This is a genomic window from Caldimonas tepidiphila (assembly GCF_003569765.1).
Lineage (GTDB): Bacteria > Pseudomonadota > Gammaproteobacteria > Burkholderiales > Burkholderiaceae_C > Caldimonas > Caldimonas tepidiphila.
The window spans coordinates 1-14,065 of sequence record NZ_QXMG01000004.1 but is presented as its reverse complement, the minus strand read 5'-3'; the positions used below and the strand labels follow the sequence as shown (position 1 = coordinate 14,065).

The window sequence follows — 14,065 nt, the reverse complement described above, 5'->3', positions numbered from 1 at the left end:
TGCGGCTCAGCGGGACGAGGTCGTGGCAAGGACGCCATCCTCGACCACCGGGACGCCGTATTCCTGCAGGATGGCGTGGATGCGGGGCCGGTGCTTGTCGATCAGCGCCTCGATCTGGCGTTTCCATTCGCCCTCGCCGTGGCGCACGCCCATCGCCATCGGGTAGTCGAAGCGGACGCCGGGCTCGGACTGCAGCGGCACGACCTGCAGCGCCGGCTGCTTCACGCGGTGCGCGAAGTAGCCGGCGATCGGGCCCCAGACGATCGCCGCGTCGAGCCGGCCCTCGGCGAGGTCGCGCTCGATGATCTGGCCCGGGTAGTGGTCCGGGTCGGGGCTCATCATCGGGTAGGGCACGCCGTTGTCGACCAGGCCGTGCTTCGTGAGCCACTGCGAGGCGGGCGAGCGGTCGTACACGCCGATGCGCAGCTTGCCGCGGCGGCCCGCGTCGAGCGCCAGCAGGTCCTGCGCGCTGCGCACCTGGTCGAGGCCGCGGCCCTGCGGGATCACCAGCGCGTAGGTCGAGCGGTAGTAGGCCTTGGTGGACAGCACCTGGCCGAAGCCCTCGGGCACGCCCATCACGATGTCGCAGCGGTAGTCCTCGCCCGGCAGCTTGTAGCGCAGCGTGTTGCGGACGAAGGCCAGGCGCTGGGGGAAGGAGTAGTACTCGACCGGCAGGCCGAGGTCCTGCGCGAACAGCTCGGCGATGCGGTTCTCGTAGCCCTCGCCCTTCACGCTCGAGAAGGGCAGGTTGTTCGGGTCCTGGCAGACGCGGAAGGCCTTGCGGGCCGGCGCGTCCTGCGCGGCCGCCGGCAGGCAGGCCAGCGCCGCCAGCGCCAGCGCGCAGCCCGCCGCGGCAAGCCGCGCCGGACGGCGGAAGACGGCAGCAGCGGCGCTCATTTCTTGATCTCTTCGACCTTGGCCGAGGTGATGGCGCCGTCCGAGCGGCCCTTCAGGTAGGCATAGAGCTGCTCGACGCTGCCCATCACCGCGTTGCTGGTGCCGAAGGCGGGCATGCCCTTGTCGAGGCGGCCGTCGCGCACGACGGCGACGAACTGCTCCTTGCTCATCGTCTTGAGGCTGTTGATCAGCGAGGGGCCGACCATGCCTTCCTGGTTGGGGCCGTGGCAGCGGTCGCAGGCGCCGGTGCGCCAGGCCCGGAATCCCTTCATCGTCTCGGAGTCGACCTTGGTGCCTTCGACCACGGTGTAGAGCTGGCCGCCCTGCGGTGCGCTCTGGGCCTGCGCGGTGACGAGGAAACAGGAAGCGAGGGCCAGCGCGGCGGTGCGGAATTTCATGCGGGGTACTCCATTCGGGGGTGAGGCGGGGAAGGCGGCCGGCCCGGCCCCCTTCCCCGGGGGTGCCGGGCCCGCACGGGCCCGGCGGGACGGACGGGGCCGCTCAGTTCGGCAGTGCGAACACGGTGAGCGAGCCGCCCAGGTCCGTGTACTGGCTCAACTCGCGGTAGCCGCCGACGGCGCCGAGGCCGTCGTTGTCCTTCTCGAGGCCGGCCGCCATGCCGATGCCGGCCCAGCCGCCGATGCCCGAGTAGACGCCGAGGTACTGCTTGCCCTTGTGGTCATAGGTGAAGACGTTGCCGATGATCCCGGACGGGGTCTTGAACTTGAACAGCTCCTTGTTGATGTCCTTCGCGTCCACGCACTTCAGGTAGCCCTCGAGCGTGCCGTAGCAGGAGATGCCGCCCGCGGTGTTGAGCACGCCGCTCCACACCGAGAACTTCTCGGCCTTGCGCTGCACGATCTTGCCGGTGCCGGCGTCGAAGGTGATGAAGTTGCCCATGCCGCCGTGGCTGTTGGGCGCGGGGTACATCGCGAGCGTCGCGCCCACGTAGGGCTGGCCGGCCGTGTACTCGACCGCGAACGGCTCGTAGTCCATGCACACGTGGTTGGTGGGCACGTAGAAGAGCTTGGTGTTCGGATCGAACGACGCCGGCTGCTGGTCCTTGGTGCCGAGCGCAGACGGGCAGATGCCCTTGGTGTTGACGTCGGGCCCGTTCTTGGCCGTGGAGTACTGCGCAACCACCTGCGGGCGGCCGCTCTTCATGTCGACGTGCGTGGCCCAGTTCACCACCGGGTCGTACTTCTCGGCCACCAGCAGCGCGCCGGTGACGCGGTCGAGCGTGTAGGCGAAGCCGTTGCGGTCGAAGTGCACCAGCGCCTTGGTCGGCTTGCCCTTGACGTCGATGTCGGCGAGGATCATCTCGTTGACGCCGTCGAAGTCCCACTCGTCGTAGGGCGTCATCTGGTAGGCCCACTTGGCCATGCCGGTGTCGAGGTCGCGCGCGAAGATCGTCATCGACCACTTGTTGTCGCCCGGGCGCTGCGCCGGGTTCCAGGTCGAGGGGTTGCCGGTGCCGTAGTAGACGGTGTTGGTGGCCTTGTCGTAGCTGTACCAGCCCCAGGTGGTGCCGCCGCCGATCTTCCACTGGTCGCCCTTCCAGGTCTTGAGCGACGAGTCCTTGCCGACCGGCTGCAGGCGGCCGTCGTTCCAGGTCATGGTCTTCTGCGGGTCCATCAGCATCTCGGCGTCGGGGCCGGTGCTGTAGGCCTTCCAGACCTGGCGGCCGGTGTTGATGTCGTAGGCGGCCAGGAAGCCGCGCACGCCCCACTCGCCGCCGGCGATGCCGGTGATCACCTTGTCCTTGAAGACGTGCGGCGCATTGGTGTTGACGGCGCCGAGCTTGGGGTCGCCGTTCTTCACGGTCCAGATCACCTTGCCGGTGTTCGCGTCGAGCGCCACCAGGTTGCTGTCGGCCTGCTGCAGGAACACCTTGCCCTCGGCATAGGCCACGCCGCGGTTGACGGTGTCGCAGCACATCTGCGTGATCACCGACGGATCCTGCTTCGGCTCGTACTTCCACTTGATCTTCTGCGTCTCCAGGTCGATCGCGAAGACCTTGTTGGGGAAGGGCGAGTGCACGAACATCGTGCCGTCGATCACCAGCGGCGAGCCCTCGTGGCCGCGCAGCACGCCGGTCGAGAAGGTCCAGGCCACCTGCATCTTGCCGACGTTGCCGGCATTGATCTGGTCGAGCTTGCTGTAGCGCTGGTTGAACATGTCGCCGGCCTGCATCGCCCAGTTCTTCGGGTTGGCGATGTGCTTCTCGAGGTCGGCGTTGGCCATCGCCAGCGCGGGCAGCGCCATCATCGCCGCCGCCAGGGGGCGCCACAGCCCTGCACCGGTACGCATGGATGTCGTCATTCGTGTCTCCTTGGTCGATGTGAACGGGCACCACCTCGGCGTGCTCGAAGAGTTCCCGGTTGACCTTGTAGAGCCGGCGGCGAACGCGTTCCACCTAGTGCAGACCCTCGGCGGCAGCGCAATGTGCAACACCCGGCCCGCCCGGGTGGACAGGGTGGTGCAGTCTGAAACACTTCGCCGTGCAAAGCGGCGCGCGCCGCGACAGGCGAGCCCTTGCGGCGCGCCCCGGCCACGCGGTGCTCACGAGGATTTCGAGGCTGCCGTCGGGCGTCCTCACCCCTTTTTCGGGGCCGGTCCTGCGGCGCGGCGTCTGTTGCGCCGCACGAGCGCATCGCTCTCGAGTTGCGCGCGGATCTGCTCCTGCCCGCGGGCCTCGAGGAACCCGGCGAAGGCGGCCGCGACCTGCGGCAGCTGGCGCGAGGCGAGGTGCATCACGTACCAGTCGCGCTCGATCGGGTTCCGAGCCAGCGGCAGCAAGGCCAGCCGCCCGGCCTGGATCTCGAGCTGGCAGGTGTGCAGCGACAGGAAGGCGATGCCGAAGCCGGCGGCGCACATCTGCTTGATCGCCTCGTTGCTCGACATCTCCGAGCCGATGCGCAGCGGCAGGTCCGCCTCCTTGAACAGCCGCTCGACCGTGGTGCGCGTGCCCGAGCCGCGCTCGCGCACCAGCAGGTTCGCGCCGCTCAGGCCCGAGAGCTCGAGCGCGCGCTGGCTCATCAGCGGATGCTGCGGCGCAGCAATGAATGCCATCGGGTGCTTCGCGAAAGCGGTGGCAACGGTCTGCAGCTCGCGCGGTGGGCGCCCCATGATCGCGAGGTCCACCTCCTGCGCCGCGAGCATGTGCACGATCTGGTCGCGGTTGCCGACCTGCAGCTTGACCTTCACCTTGGGGTGCTCGTTCGCGAAGGTCACGATCATCGGCGGCAGCAGGTACTCGGCCGTCGTGACGGCGCCTACGCGTAGCGTGCCGGAGAACTCGCCGCGCTGCGTCGCCATCTCGTCGCCGGCCTCGCGCCACAGCTCGAGGATGCGCCCCGCGTAGCCGGCGAGCAGCTCGCCGGCGGCCGTCAGCCGCACGCCACGCCCGGTGCGCTGCAGCAAGGGCGTTCCCGCCGACTCCTCCAGCGCGCTGATCTGCAGCGACACCGCGGGCTGCGTCAGGTGCAGCTCGTCCGCGGCGCGCGAGACGCTGCCAAGCCGCGCGACGGCGTGGAAGGCGTGGAGCTGGCGGAAGGTGGCGTGCTTGAGCGACATGGTTCCGATATTAGGCAAAGCTGATGCGTCTGCCAAAAGATTTGATTTTTGTAAAAGCATTGCGCTGCCTACATTGACTCCACCGACGCAGGCACGGCGTCAGCCACCAAGAGGAGCAGACCATGGGCGAGATGAACGAACTCAAGCAGATCGTGGACGCGAAGAAGCGCTATTCGGCAGGCGTCCTGAAGTACGCGCAGATGGGCTACTGGGACGCCGACTACCAGCCGAAGGCGACCGACATCCTGGCGCTGTTCCGCATCACGCCGCAGGAGGGGGTGGATCCGATCGAGGCCGCCGCGGCGGTGGCTGGCGAGTCGTCCACCGCGACCTGGACCGTGGTGTGGACCGACCGGCTCACCGCCTGCGACATGTACCGCGCCAAGTGCTACCGGGTCGAGCCGGTGCCGGGGCAGCCGGGGCAGTGGTTCTGCTGGGTGGCCTACGACCTGAGCCTGTTCGAGGAGGGCTCGATCACGAACGTCGCGGCCTCGATCATCGGCAACGTCTTCAGCTTCAAGCCGCTGAAGGCGGCGCGCCTGGAGGACATGCAGTTCCCGGTGGCCTACGTGAAGACCTTCGCCGGCCCGCCCACCGGCATCGTCGTCGAGCGCGAGCGCCTGGACAAGTTCGGCCGCCCGCTGCTCGGGGCGACCACCAAGCCCAAGCTGGGTCTCTCGGGCCGCAACTACGGCCGCGTGGTCTACGAGGGCCTGAAAGGGGGCCTCGACTTCATGAAGGACGACGAGAACATCAACTCGCAGCCCTTCATGCACTGGCGCGACCGCTTCCTCTTCGTGATGGACGCGGTCAACAAGGCGAGTGCCGCCACCGGCGAGGTCAAGGGCAGCTACCTCAACGTCACCGCCGGCTCGATGGAGGAGATGTACCGGCGCGCCGAGTTCGCCAAGGAGCTGGGCTCGGTGATCGTCATGGTGGACCTGGTGGTGGGCTACACCGCGATCCAGTCGCTGTCCCACTGGTGCCGCCAGCACGACATGATCCTGCACCTGCACCGCGCGGGCCACGGCACCTACACCCGCCAGAAGAACCACGGCGTGTCCTTCCGCGTCATCGCCAAGTGGATGCGCATGACGGGCGTGGACCACATCCACTGCGGCACGGCGGTGGGCAAGCTCGAGGGCGACCCGCTGACGGTGCAGGGCTACTACAACGTGTGCCGCGACACCCACACCCGGCAGGACCTGCCGCGCGGCATCTTCTTCGAGCAGGACTGGGGCGCGCTGCGCAAGGTCATGCCGGTGGCCTCGGGCGGCATCCACGCCGGCCAGATGCACCAGCTGATCGACCTGTTCGGTGACGACGTGGTGCTGCAGTTCGGCGGCGGCACGATCGGCCACCCGCAGGGCATCCAGGCCGGGGCCACCGCCAACCGCGTCGCGCTCGAGGCGATGGTGCTGGCGCGCAACGAGGGCCGCGACATCAAGGCCGAGGGCCCGCAGATCCTGGCCGACGCCGCGCGCTGGTGCGGCCCGCTCAAGGCCGCGCTCGATACCTGGGGCGACATCAGCTTCAACTACACGCCGACCGACACCTCGGACTTCCTGCCCACCCCCTCGGTGGCATGAATGTCGCAGCGGGGCGTTCCCTGCGCGCCCCCTGCGACGGACCCGACACAGCCTGTCCCAACATCAAGAGGCACACCATGCGCATCACCCAAGGCACCTTCTCCTTCCTGCCCGAGCTGACCGACGAGCAGATCCTCAAGCAGCTCGAGTACTGCCTCGAGCACGGCTGGGCGGTCGGCGTCGAGTACACCGACGACCCGCATCCGCGCAACACCTACTGGGAGATGTTCGGCATGCCGATGTTCGACCTGCAGGACCCGGCGGGCATCCTGCTGGAGATCAAGAACTGCCGCAGCACCTTCCCGAACCACTACATCCGCGTCACCGCCTTCGACTCGACGCACGGCACCGAGTCGGTGGTGCTGACCTTCATCGTCAACCGCCCGAAGGACGAGCCGGGCTTCCGCCTGGTGCGCGCCGAGGGGCCGGGGCGCACGATGCGCTACGGGCTGGAGAGCTACGCGGTGCAGTCGCGGCCCGAAGGCGCGCGCTACTGAGCGCGGGGAGGCGGCACGCCATGGACACCCTCGCCACCCCCGACACCCGCGCGCACGCCTCCCCGGCCACGGGCGAGGCCGCCGCGACCGCCCCCGCCACCCCCCGCGCGCTGTTCGAGAACTCCGGCGTCAGGGCGGTGCTCGAGCAGCTCGACGCGGAGCTCGTCGGCCTCGCGCCGGTGAAAGGCCGCATCCGCGACATCGCCGCGCTGCTGCTGATCGACCGGCTGCGCGCCGAACAGGGCCTGCAGTCGCAGCCGCCCTCGCTGCACATGTGCTTCACCGGCAACCCCGGCACTGGCAAGACCACGGTGGCGATGCGCATGGCCGAAGTCCTGAAACAGCTCGGCTACGTGCGCCGCGGCCACCTGGTCGCCGTGACGCGCGACGACCTCGTCGGCCAGTTCATCGGCCACACCGCGCCCAAGACCAAGGAAGTCATCAAGAAGGCGATGGGCGGCGTGCTCTTCATCGACGAGGCCTACTACCTCTACCGCCCGGAGAACGAGCGCGACTACGGCCAGGAGGCGATCGAGATCCTGCTGCAGGTGATGGAGAACCACCGCGACGACCTCGTCGTGATCCTCGCCGGCTACCGCGACCGCATGGACACCTTCTTCGCGAGCAACCCGGGCATGGCCTCGCGCATCGCCCACCACATCGACTTCCCCGACTACAGCGAAGCCGAGCTGCTGCAGATCGGCCGCCTGATGCTCGAGCGGCTGAACTACCGCTTCGACGCGCCGGCCACCGAGGCCTTCACGCGCTACATCGGGCTGCGGCGCGGCCAGCCGCACTTCGCCAACGCGCGCTCGATCCGCAATGCGCTCGACCGCGTGCGCCTGCGCCACGCGACGCGGCTGTTCGGCAGCGACGAGCCGCTGACGCGCGAGCAGCTCACCGTGCTGCAGGCCGAGGACATCCTCGCCAGCCGCGTCTTCGGCGCGGCCCGGCCATCCACCTGAGGAGGAAGACCCGCATGAGCATCAACGCCCTGATCTTCGACGTCGACGGCACGCTCGCCGACACCGAGGAGCTGCACCGCCAGTCCTTCAATGCCGCCTTCCGCGACGCCGGCCTCGGCTGGGAGTGGACGCCGGCCGAGTACCGCGAGCTGCTGCGCGTGACCGGCGGCAAGGAGCGCATCGCCGCGCACGTGGCGCGGCTCGGGCTGGACGAGGCCGAGCGCCGGCGCCTGATCGAGCGCATCCCCGAGCTGCATGCCGACAAGACGCGCCGCTACACCGCCGCCGTCTCGGCCGGGCGGCTGCCGCTGCGCGACGGCGTGGCGCGACTGATCCACGAGGCGCGCGACGCGGGCTGCCTGCTCGCGATCGCCACCACGACGACCGCGGCCAATGTCGACGCGCTGCTGCGCGCCACGCTCGGCGAGCACGGCCCCGGACTCTTCGCCGTGATCGGCTGCGGCGACCTGGTGCGGGTGAAGAAGCCGGCGCCCGACATCTACCGGCTCGTGCTCGACACGCTCGGCGTCGCGCCGGAGGAGGCGGTCGCGTTCGAGGATTCCTGGAACGGGCTGCGCTCGGCGGTCGCCGCCGGGCTGTGGACGGTGGTGACGCCGACCTACTGGACCGAGGGCGACGATTTCTCGGAAGCCGGCCTGCTGCTGCCGCGCCTGGGCGACCCCGGGCAGCCGCTGGCGCACGAGCCCGGCAGCCTGCTGCGCCAGGCAGGCTGGCTGACGATGGAGGAACTCGCCACGGTGCGCGCACCGCGCCGGCCCTCTGCGCTGCGCGAGCTCTACCAAGGAGCGTGGTGATGAGTTCGACCCTGCGCATCGCCCCCAGCCTGCTGTCGGCCGACTTCGCGCGGCTCGGCGAGGAAACCGCCGCCGTGATCGACGCCGGCGCCGACCTGATCCACTTCGACGTGATGGACAACCACTACGTCCCGAACCTGACGGTCGGGCCGATGGTCTGCCAGGCGCTGCGGCCCCATGCCGCGGTGCCGATCGACGTGCACCTGATGGTCAGGCCGGTGGACGCGCTGATCGCGCCCTTCGCGCAGGCCGGCGCGTCCATCATCTCCTTCCACCCGGAGGCGAGCGAGCACGTCGACCGCACGATCCAGCTGATCAAGTCCCACGGCGTCAAGGCCGGCCTCGCGCTGAACCCGGCCACGCCGCTGCACCACCTCGACCACGTGCTGGAGCAGCTCGACCTCGTGCTGCTGATGTCGGTGAACCCCGGCTTCGGCGGCCAGGGCTTCATCGAGCGGGTGCTGCCGAAGATCGAGGCGGTCAGGAAGCGCATCGACGCCAGCGGGCGCGACATCTGGCTGGAGGTCGACGGCGGCGTGAAGGCCGACAACGCGCGGCGCATCGCGGCGGCCGGCGCCGACACGCTGGTGGCGGGCTCGGCGGTCTTCAACGGCGGCAACTACGGCGTCTCGATCGCCCGCATCCGCGAGCAGGCGCTGCTCGGCCAGGCGCAGCGCGGCCGCGACGCGAGGATCGCCGCATGAGGGCGCCCGAGACCCTCGGGCGGCTGCGCGCGATTGCCTTCGACCTCGACGGCACGCTCGTTGACAGCGCGCCCGACATCGCCCACGCGCTCAACGCGGCGCTCCTGGGCGCGGGCCTGCAGCCCTTCGACCTGGACACGGTGCGCGCCTGGATCGGCGACGGGCCGGACCGGCTGATCGAGCGCGCGCTCGCCGCGCAGGGCCTCGCCGACGCGCACGAGGCGCTGCGGCAGCGGCTGCGGGTGGCCTTCGACGTCGTGACGCTCGACGCGCCGCTGGCGCACGGCCATGTCTACGAGGGCATCGAGGCGCTGCTGGCGCAACTGGCCCGCGAGCAGCCGCTGGTGGTGGTGACGAACAAGCCGACGGCGCTGGCGCGCGCGGTGCTCGCCGCCGCGCGCCTGCTGCCGCACCTGTGCGCGGTGCACGGCGCCGACACGCCGGTGCTGCGCAAGCCCTCGCCCGCGATGCTGCAGGCGGCGGCCGACCGCCTCGGGGTGTCGACCGCGGAGCTGCTGATGGTCGGCGACGGCCCCGCCGACCTGCGCGCCGCCGAGGCCGCGGGCTGCCCGGCGGCGCTGGTGAGCTGGGGCTACGGACACGAGGCGGCCGGGGCCGCGCAGACCGACACGGCGTTGTGGCGCGTGCAGACGCCGCAGCACCTGCTGGCCGGCCTGATCGCCGCCACCCAGGACGCCCGACAGGAACATCCCTCAACCTTCAGGAGACAGCCATGCTTGCAGGAGGCAGATCGACGCTGACCCAGTTCCTCATCGAGGAGCGACGGCGCCACCCCGGATCCACCGGCGATCTCAACGCGCTGATCACCGACGTCTCGCTCGCCTGCAAGGCGATCTCGCGCAAGGTGGCCTTCGGCGCGCTCGCGGGGGTGCTCGGCAGCGCCGGCACCGGCAACGTGCAGGGCGAGGAGCAGAAGAAGCTCGACGTGCTGAGCAACGAACTCTTCGTGCGCGCCACCGAGTGGGGCGGCAACGTCGCCGGGCTGGTTTCCGAGGAGATGGAGGCGCCGTACCGGCTGCCAGAGCAGCACCCGCGCGGCAAGTACCTGCTGCTGTTCGACCCGCTCGACGGCTCGAGCAACATCGACGTCAACGTCGCGGTCGGCAGCATCTTCTCGATCCTGCGCGCGCCGACGCCTGGCGAGGACCCTCGACCCGAGGACTTCCTGCAGCCCGGCACCGAGCAGGTCTGCGCCGGCTACGCGATCTACGGGCCCTCGACGATGCTGGTGCTGACGCTCGGCACCGGCACCCACGCCTTCACGATGGACCCGAACTACGGCGAGTGGATCCTGAGCCACCCGAACCTGCAGATCCCGCGCCAGACGCGCGAGTTCGCGATCAACACCTCCAACAGCCGCTACTGGGAGTCGGCGGTCAAGCGCTACGTCGACGAGTGCGTCGCCGGCCAGACCGGGCCGCGCGGCGCGGACTTCAACATGCGCTGGATCGCGTCGCTGGTGGCCGAGACGCACCGCATCCTGATGCGCGGCGGCGTCTTCCTCTATCCGCGCGACACCAAGGACCCGGCCAAGCCCGGCCGGCTGCGCCTGCTCTACGAGGCCAACCCGATCTCCTTCCTGGTCGAGCAGGCCGGCGGCATGGCGAGCACCGGGCGGCGGCGGCTGATGGACGTGAAGCCGGAGTCGCTGCACCAGCGCATCGGCTTCGTGTTCGGTTCGGCCGACGAGGTGGACCTGATCGAGTGCTACCACCGCGACGAGCCGATGCAGGACTGCTACCGCTCGCCGCTGTTCGGCACGCGCGGGCTGTTCGCCAGCGTCTGAGGCCCGCGCAACGACGCATCCCCTTATCGCATCGAGAGGCCGCTCCATGTCCACCCTGCATCCGATCGTCGCCATCACCGGATCGTCCGGTGCCGGCACCACGTCCGTCACGCGCACCTTCGAGACCATCTTCCGCCGCGAGGCGGTGAAGGCCGTCGTCATCGAGGGCGACAGCTTCCACCGCTACGACCGCCAGGAGATGAAGCTCGAGATGGCGCAGGCCGAGAGCCGCGGCAAGCCGCACTTCAGCCACTTCGGCGAGGACGCCAACCTGTTCGAGGAGCTGGAGGACCTGTTCCGCCAGTACGCCGAGACCGGCAGCGGCCAGTACCGCAAGTACCTGCACAACGACGAGGAGGCCGCGCCCTACGGCCAGCCGCCCGGCACCTTCACCGCCTGGGAGCCGCTGCCCGACTCCGAGCTGCTGTTCTACGAGGGCCTGCATGGCGGCGTGAAGACCGGCAAGGTGGACGTCTCGCGCTTCGCCGACCTGCTGATCGGCGTGGTGCCGGTCATCAACCTGGAGTGGATCCAGAAGATCCACCGCGACCGCAGCACGCGCGGCTACTCGACCGAGGCGGTGACGGACGTGATCCTGCGCCGCATGCACGAGTACGTCGAGTACATCTGCCCGCAGTTCACGCGCACCCACATCAACTTCCAGCGCGTGCCGGTGGTCGACACCTCCGACCCCTTCATCGCGCGCACCATCCCGACGCCCGACGAGAGCCTGGTGGTGATCCGCTTCGCGAACCCGCGCGGCATCGACTTCCCCTACCTGCTGAGCATGCTGCATGACTCCTTCATGTCGCGCGCCAACACCCTGGTGGTGCCGGGCGGCAAGATGGACCTGGCGATGCAGCTGATCTTCACCCCCATGATCATGCGGCTCGTGGAGCGCCGCAGAAAGGCGATGAACGCATGAGCCGCGTCACCACATCCCCGGCCGCCACGGATGCGGCGCTGCGCCGCGACTGCGCCAACGCGCTGCGCGTGCTGGCCATGGACGCGGTGCAGGCCGCGAACTCGGGCCACCCCGGCATGCCGATGGGCATGGCCGACATCGCCGAGGCGCTGTGGCGCCACCACCTGAAGCACGACCCGGCCGACCCGCACTGGCTCGACCGCGACCGCTTCGTGCTCTCCAACGGCCACGGCTCGATGCTGCTCTACGCGCTGCTGCACCTCGCGGGCTACGCGCTGCCGATGCAGGAGCTGCGGCGCTTCCGCCAGCTCGGCTCGCTCACGCCCGGCCACCCCGAGGTCGGCCACACGCCGGGCGTCGAGACCACGACCGGCCCGCTCGGCCAGGGCCTTGCGAACGCGGTCGGCATGGCGCTGGCCGAGAAGCTGCTCGCCGACGAGTTCAACCGGCCCGGCCACGAGATCGTCGATCACCGCACCTGGGTCTTCCTCGGCGACGGCTGCCTGATGGAGGGCATCAGCCACGAGGCCTGCTCGCTCGCCGGCACCTGGCGATTGAACAAGCTCGTCGCCTTCTACGACGACAACGGCATCTCGATCGACGGCGACGTGAAGGGCTGGTTCGGCGACGACACGCCCGGGCGCTTCGAGGCCTACGGCTGGACGGTGCTGCGCGAGGTGGATGGCCACGATTTCGCGATGCTCGACCGGGCGATCGAGGCGGCGCTGGAATCGGACCGGCCGGTGCTGATCTGCTGCCGCACCCGCATCGGCCAGGGCTCGCCCAACCGCGCCGGCAGCGCCGAGGTGCACGGTGCGCCGCTCGGCGAGGCCGAGATCGCGCTGACGCGCGCGGCGCTGGGCTGGACGGCCGCGCCCTTCGAGGTGCCCGAGGCGGTGCGGCAGGCCTGGTCGGGGCTGGAGCGGGGCGCCGCGCGGCGTCGCGACTGGCAGGCGCGCTTCTCGGCCTACGCGGCCGAGCACCCGGCGCTCGCCGCGGAGCTGCTGCGCCGCTGCGAGCAGCCGGCCCGGCTCGACGCCGCGGCCGAGGCGGCGCTGGAGGCCGCCTGCCGGGCCGCCGAGCAGCGCGCCGCGCCGGTCGCCACGCGCAAGGCCTCGCAGGACGTGCTGCAGCTGCTCGGGCCCGCGATGCCGGAGCTGCTCGGCGGCTCGGCCGACCTGACGGGATCGAACCTCACCGACTGGAAGGGCCACCGGCCGCTGACGGGCGAGAAGACCGGCAACCACGTGCACTACGGAGTGCGCGAGTTCGGCATGGCGGCGATCATGAACGGCGTGGCGCTGCACGGCGGCTTGCGCCCCTTCGGCGGCACCTTCCTGACCTTCTGCGACTACGCCCGCAACGGCGTGCGCATGTCGGCGCTGATGCGGCTGCCGGTGGTGCACGTCTTCACGCACGACTCGATCGGCCTGGGCGAGGACGGCCCGACGCACCAGCCGATCGAGCACGCGGCCAGCCTGCGCCTGATCCCGAACGTGGACGTCTGGCGCCCGGCCGACGCCACCGAGACCGCGGTCGCCTGGCGCGAGTCGCTGCGCCGCGCGCAGGGCCCGAGCTGCCTGCTGCTGACGCGCCAGGCGGTGCCGCATGTGGGCAGCGGCCGCCCGCGCCTGGACGACATCGCGCGCGGCGGCTACGTGCTGCGCCGCCCGGCGGGCGAGTGCGTCGTGCTGATCGCCACCGGCTCCGAGGTGGGCTTGGCACTCGCCGCGGCCGAGCTGCTCGCCGCGGACGGCATCCCGGCGCGCGTAGTGTCGATGCCCTGCGTCGAGGCCTTCGAGCGCCAGGACGAGACCTGGCGGCGCAGCGTGGTCCCGCGCCACCTGCCGCGCCTCGCGATCGAGGCCGGCAGCTGCGGGCTGTGGTGGAAGTACGTCGGCGAGGACGGCGACGTGGTGGGGCTGGACCGCTTCGGCGAGTCAGCGCCCGCGACGCAGCTGTTCCGCCACTTCGGCTTCACGCCCGAGGGGGTGGCCGCCCGCGCGCGGCGCCTGCTGCGCGTCGCGAGCCCCGCGGTGCCGTCCGCATCGTCGGGCGAAGCCGAGCTGGCCGCCATCGCGCGCTGAGCGCCTCGCCGCCCGGGCCGGCGCCGAGGGCGTGCTCACGCACGAGCAGCTGCTCACCGACCCCGAGCAGGCGGCAGACTTCGTCGCGAGGACGGGCGTCGACGCGCTCGCGCTCGCGATCGGCGCCAGCCATGGCGCCTACAAGGTATCTATTCACCCCCGGTGAGTTGAAGAGGACGAAGCGGTGCGCGGCCGAGGTGCAG

The 14,065-nt window shown here is 70.4% G+C and carries 13 protein-coding genes and 1 pseudogene; 10 read left to right on the top strand and 4 right to left on the bottom strand.

Annotated elements, in window-relative coordinates:
- Positions 1-6: 6 nt before the first annotated feature.
- The 4 genes from D3A59_RS07745 to D3A59_RS07730 all read right to left on the bottom strand — a co-directional run bounded on the left by D3A59_RS07745 (position 7) and on the right by D3A59_RS07730 (position 4,473).
- Positions 7-897, bottom strand: coding sequence for a substrate-binding domain-containing protein (locus D3A59_RS07745; RefSeq protein WP_119154345.1), 891 nt, complete (start codon positions 895-897; stop codon positions 7-9).
- Positions 894-1,295: a c-type cytochrome gene (locus D3A59_RS07740; protein WP_119154344.1), complete on the bottom strand. Its 402-nt coding sequence runs from the start codon at positions 1,293-1,295 to the stop codon at positions 894-896. Before D3A59_RS07740 ends, D3A59_RS07745 begins: the two co-directional genes overlap by 4 nt.
- A gap of 103 nt (positions 1,296-1,398) precedes the next feature.
- Positions 1,399-3,165 carry a methanol/ethanol family PQQ-dependent dehydrogenase gene (locus tag D3A59_RS07735; RefSeq protein WP_205665139.1) on the bottom strand — a complete coding sequence of 589 codons (1,767 nt, stop codon included), beginning with the start codon at positions 3,163-3,165 and terminating at the stop codon, positions 1,399-1,401.
- A 327-nt stretch (positions 3,166-3,492) separates the two neighbouring features.
- Positions 3,493-4,473 carry a LysR family transcriptional regulator gene (locus D3A59_RS07730; protein WP_119154342.1) on the bottom strand — a complete coding sequence of 327 codons (981 nt, stop codon included), beginning with the start codon at positions 4,471-4,473 and terminating at the stop codon, positions 3,493-3,495.
- A gap of 122 nt (positions 4,474-4,595) precedes the next feature.
- Here D3A59_RS07730 and D3A59_RS07725 point away from each other — a divergent pair, with 122 nt between their 5' ends.
- The 10 genes and pseudogenes from D3A59_RS07725 to D3A59_RS07680 form a co-directional block, all read left to right on the top strand.
- On the top strand, positions 4,596-6,062 hold the full coding sequence (locus D3A59_RS07725) for a form I ribulose bisphosphate carboxylase large subunit (RefSeq protein ID WP_119154341.1): 1,467 nt from the start codon (positions 4,596-4,598) through the stop codon (positions 6,060-6,062).
- 77 nt (positions 6,063-6,139) lie between these two features.
- Positions 6,140-6,559, top strand: coding sequence for a ribulose bisphosphate carboxylase small subunit (locus D3A59_RS07720; protein WP_119154340.1), 420 nt, complete (start codon positions 6,140-6,142; stop codon positions 6,557-6,559).
- Positions 6,560-6,579: 20 nt separating this feature from the next.
- Positions 6,580-7,524: a CbbX protein gene (gene cbbX / locus D3A59_RS07715; protein WP_119154339.1), complete on the top strand. Its 945-nt coding sequence runs from the start codon at positions 6,580-6,582 to the stop codon at positions 7,522-7,524.
- Between the two features lie 14 nt (positions 7,525-7,538).
- Positions 7,539-8,339 (top strand): HAD-IA family hydrolase, encoded by an 801-nt coding sequence (locus tag D3A59_RS07710; protein ID WP_119154338.1) that lies wholly within the window; start codon positions 7,539-7,541, stop codon positions 8,337-8,339.
- Complete coding sequence (gene rpe / locus D3A59_RS07705) at positions 8,339-9,043, top strand: ribulose-phosphate 3-epimerase (protein WP_119154337.1); 705 nt, start codon at positions 8,339-8,341, stop codon at positions 9,041-9,043. The genes D3A59_RS07710 and rpe overlap by 1 nt, the downstream gene beginning before the upstream one ends.
- On the top strand, positions 9,040-9,804 hold the full coding sequence (locus tag D3A59_RS07700) for an HAD-IA family hydrolase (protein WP_119154336.1): 765 nt from the start codon (positions 9,040-9,042) through the stop codon (positions 9,802-9,804). The genes rpe and D3A59_RS07700 overlap by 4 nt, the downstream gene beginning before the upstream one ends.
- On the top strand, positions 9,777-10,850 hold the full coding sequence (locus tag D3A59_RS07695) for a class 1 fructose-bisphosphatase (protein ID WP_119154335.1): 1,074 nt from the start codon (positions 9,777-9,779) through the stop codon (positions 10,848-10,850). Before D3A59_RS07700 ends, D3A59_RS07695 begins: the two co-directional genes overlap by 28 nt.
- A gap of 46 nt (positions 10,851-10,896) precedes the next feature.
- Entirely contained in the window at positions 10,897-11,775 is an 879-nt protein-coding gene (locus D3A59_RS07690; RefSeq protein WP_119154334.1) for a phosphoribulokinase, read from the top strand.
- Positions 11,772-13,862, top strand: a complete 2,091-nt coding sequence (tkt, locus tag D3A59_RS07685; RefSeq protein WP_119154333.1) for a transketolase — start codon at positions 11,772-11,774, stop codon at positions 13,860-13,862. Before D3A59_RS07690 ends, tkt begins: the two co-directional genes overlap by 4 nt.
- Before the next feature lie 19 nt (positions 13,863-13,881).
- Positions 13,882-14,022, top strand: a pseudogene (locus D3A59_RS07680) (class II fructose-bisphosphate aldolase); the annotation flags it as partial.
- Between the last annotated feature and the right edge of the window lie 43 nt (positions 14,023-14,065).

Coding starts and splice junctions, on each gene's coding strand:
- D3A59_RS07700 (WP_119154336.1), top strand. CDS start 9,040: ATGAGGGCGCCCGAGACCCTCGGGCGGCTGCGCGCGATTGCCTTCGAC.
- D3A59_RS07735 (WP_205665139.1), bottom strand. CDS start 3,165: ATGATGGCGCTGCCCGCGCTGGCGATGGCCAACGCCGACCTCGAGAAG.
- D3A59_RS07725 (WP_119154341.1), top strand. CDS start 4,596: ATGGGCGAGATGAACGAACTCAAGCAGATCGTGGACGCGAAGAAGCGC.
- cbbX (WP_119154339.1), top strand. CDS start 6,580: ATGGACACCCTCGCCACCCCCGACACCCGCGCGCACGCCTCCCCGGCC.
- D3A59_RS07710 (WP_119154338.1), top strand. CDS start 7,539: ATGAGCATCAACGCCCTGATCTTCGACGTCGACGGCACGCTCGCCGAC.
- D3A59_RS07745 (WP_119154345.1), bottom strand. CDS start 897: ATGAGCGCCGCTGCTGCCGTCTTCCGCCGTCCGGCGCGGCTTGCCGCG.
- D3A59_RS07740 (WP_119154344.1), bottom strand. CDS start 1,295: ATGAAATTCCGCACCGCCGCGCTGGCCCTCGCTTCCTGTTTCCTCGTC.
- D3A59_RS07730 (WP_119154342.1), bottom strand. CDS start 4,473: ATGTCGCTCAAGCACGCCACCTTCCGCCAGCTCCACGCCTTCCACGCC.
- D3A59_RS07720 (WP_119154340.1), top strand. CDS start 6,140: ATGCGCATCACCCAAGGCACCTTCTCCTTCCTGCCCGAGCTGACCGAC.
- tkt (WP_119154333.1), top strand. CDS start 11,772: ATGAGCCGCGTCACCACATCCCCGGCCGCCACGGATGCGGCGCTGCGC.
- D3A59_RS07695 (WP_119154335.1), top strand. CDS start 9,777: ATGCTTGCAGGAGGCAGATCGACGCTGACCCAGTTCCTCATCGAGGAG.
- D3A59_RS07690 (WP_119154334.1), top strand. CDS start 10,897: ATGTCCACCCTGCATCCGATCGTCGCCATCACCGGATCGTCCGGTGCC.
- rpe (WP_119154337.1), top strand. CDS start 8,339: ATGAGTTCGACCCTGCGCATCGCCCCCAGCCTGCTGTCGGCCGACTTC.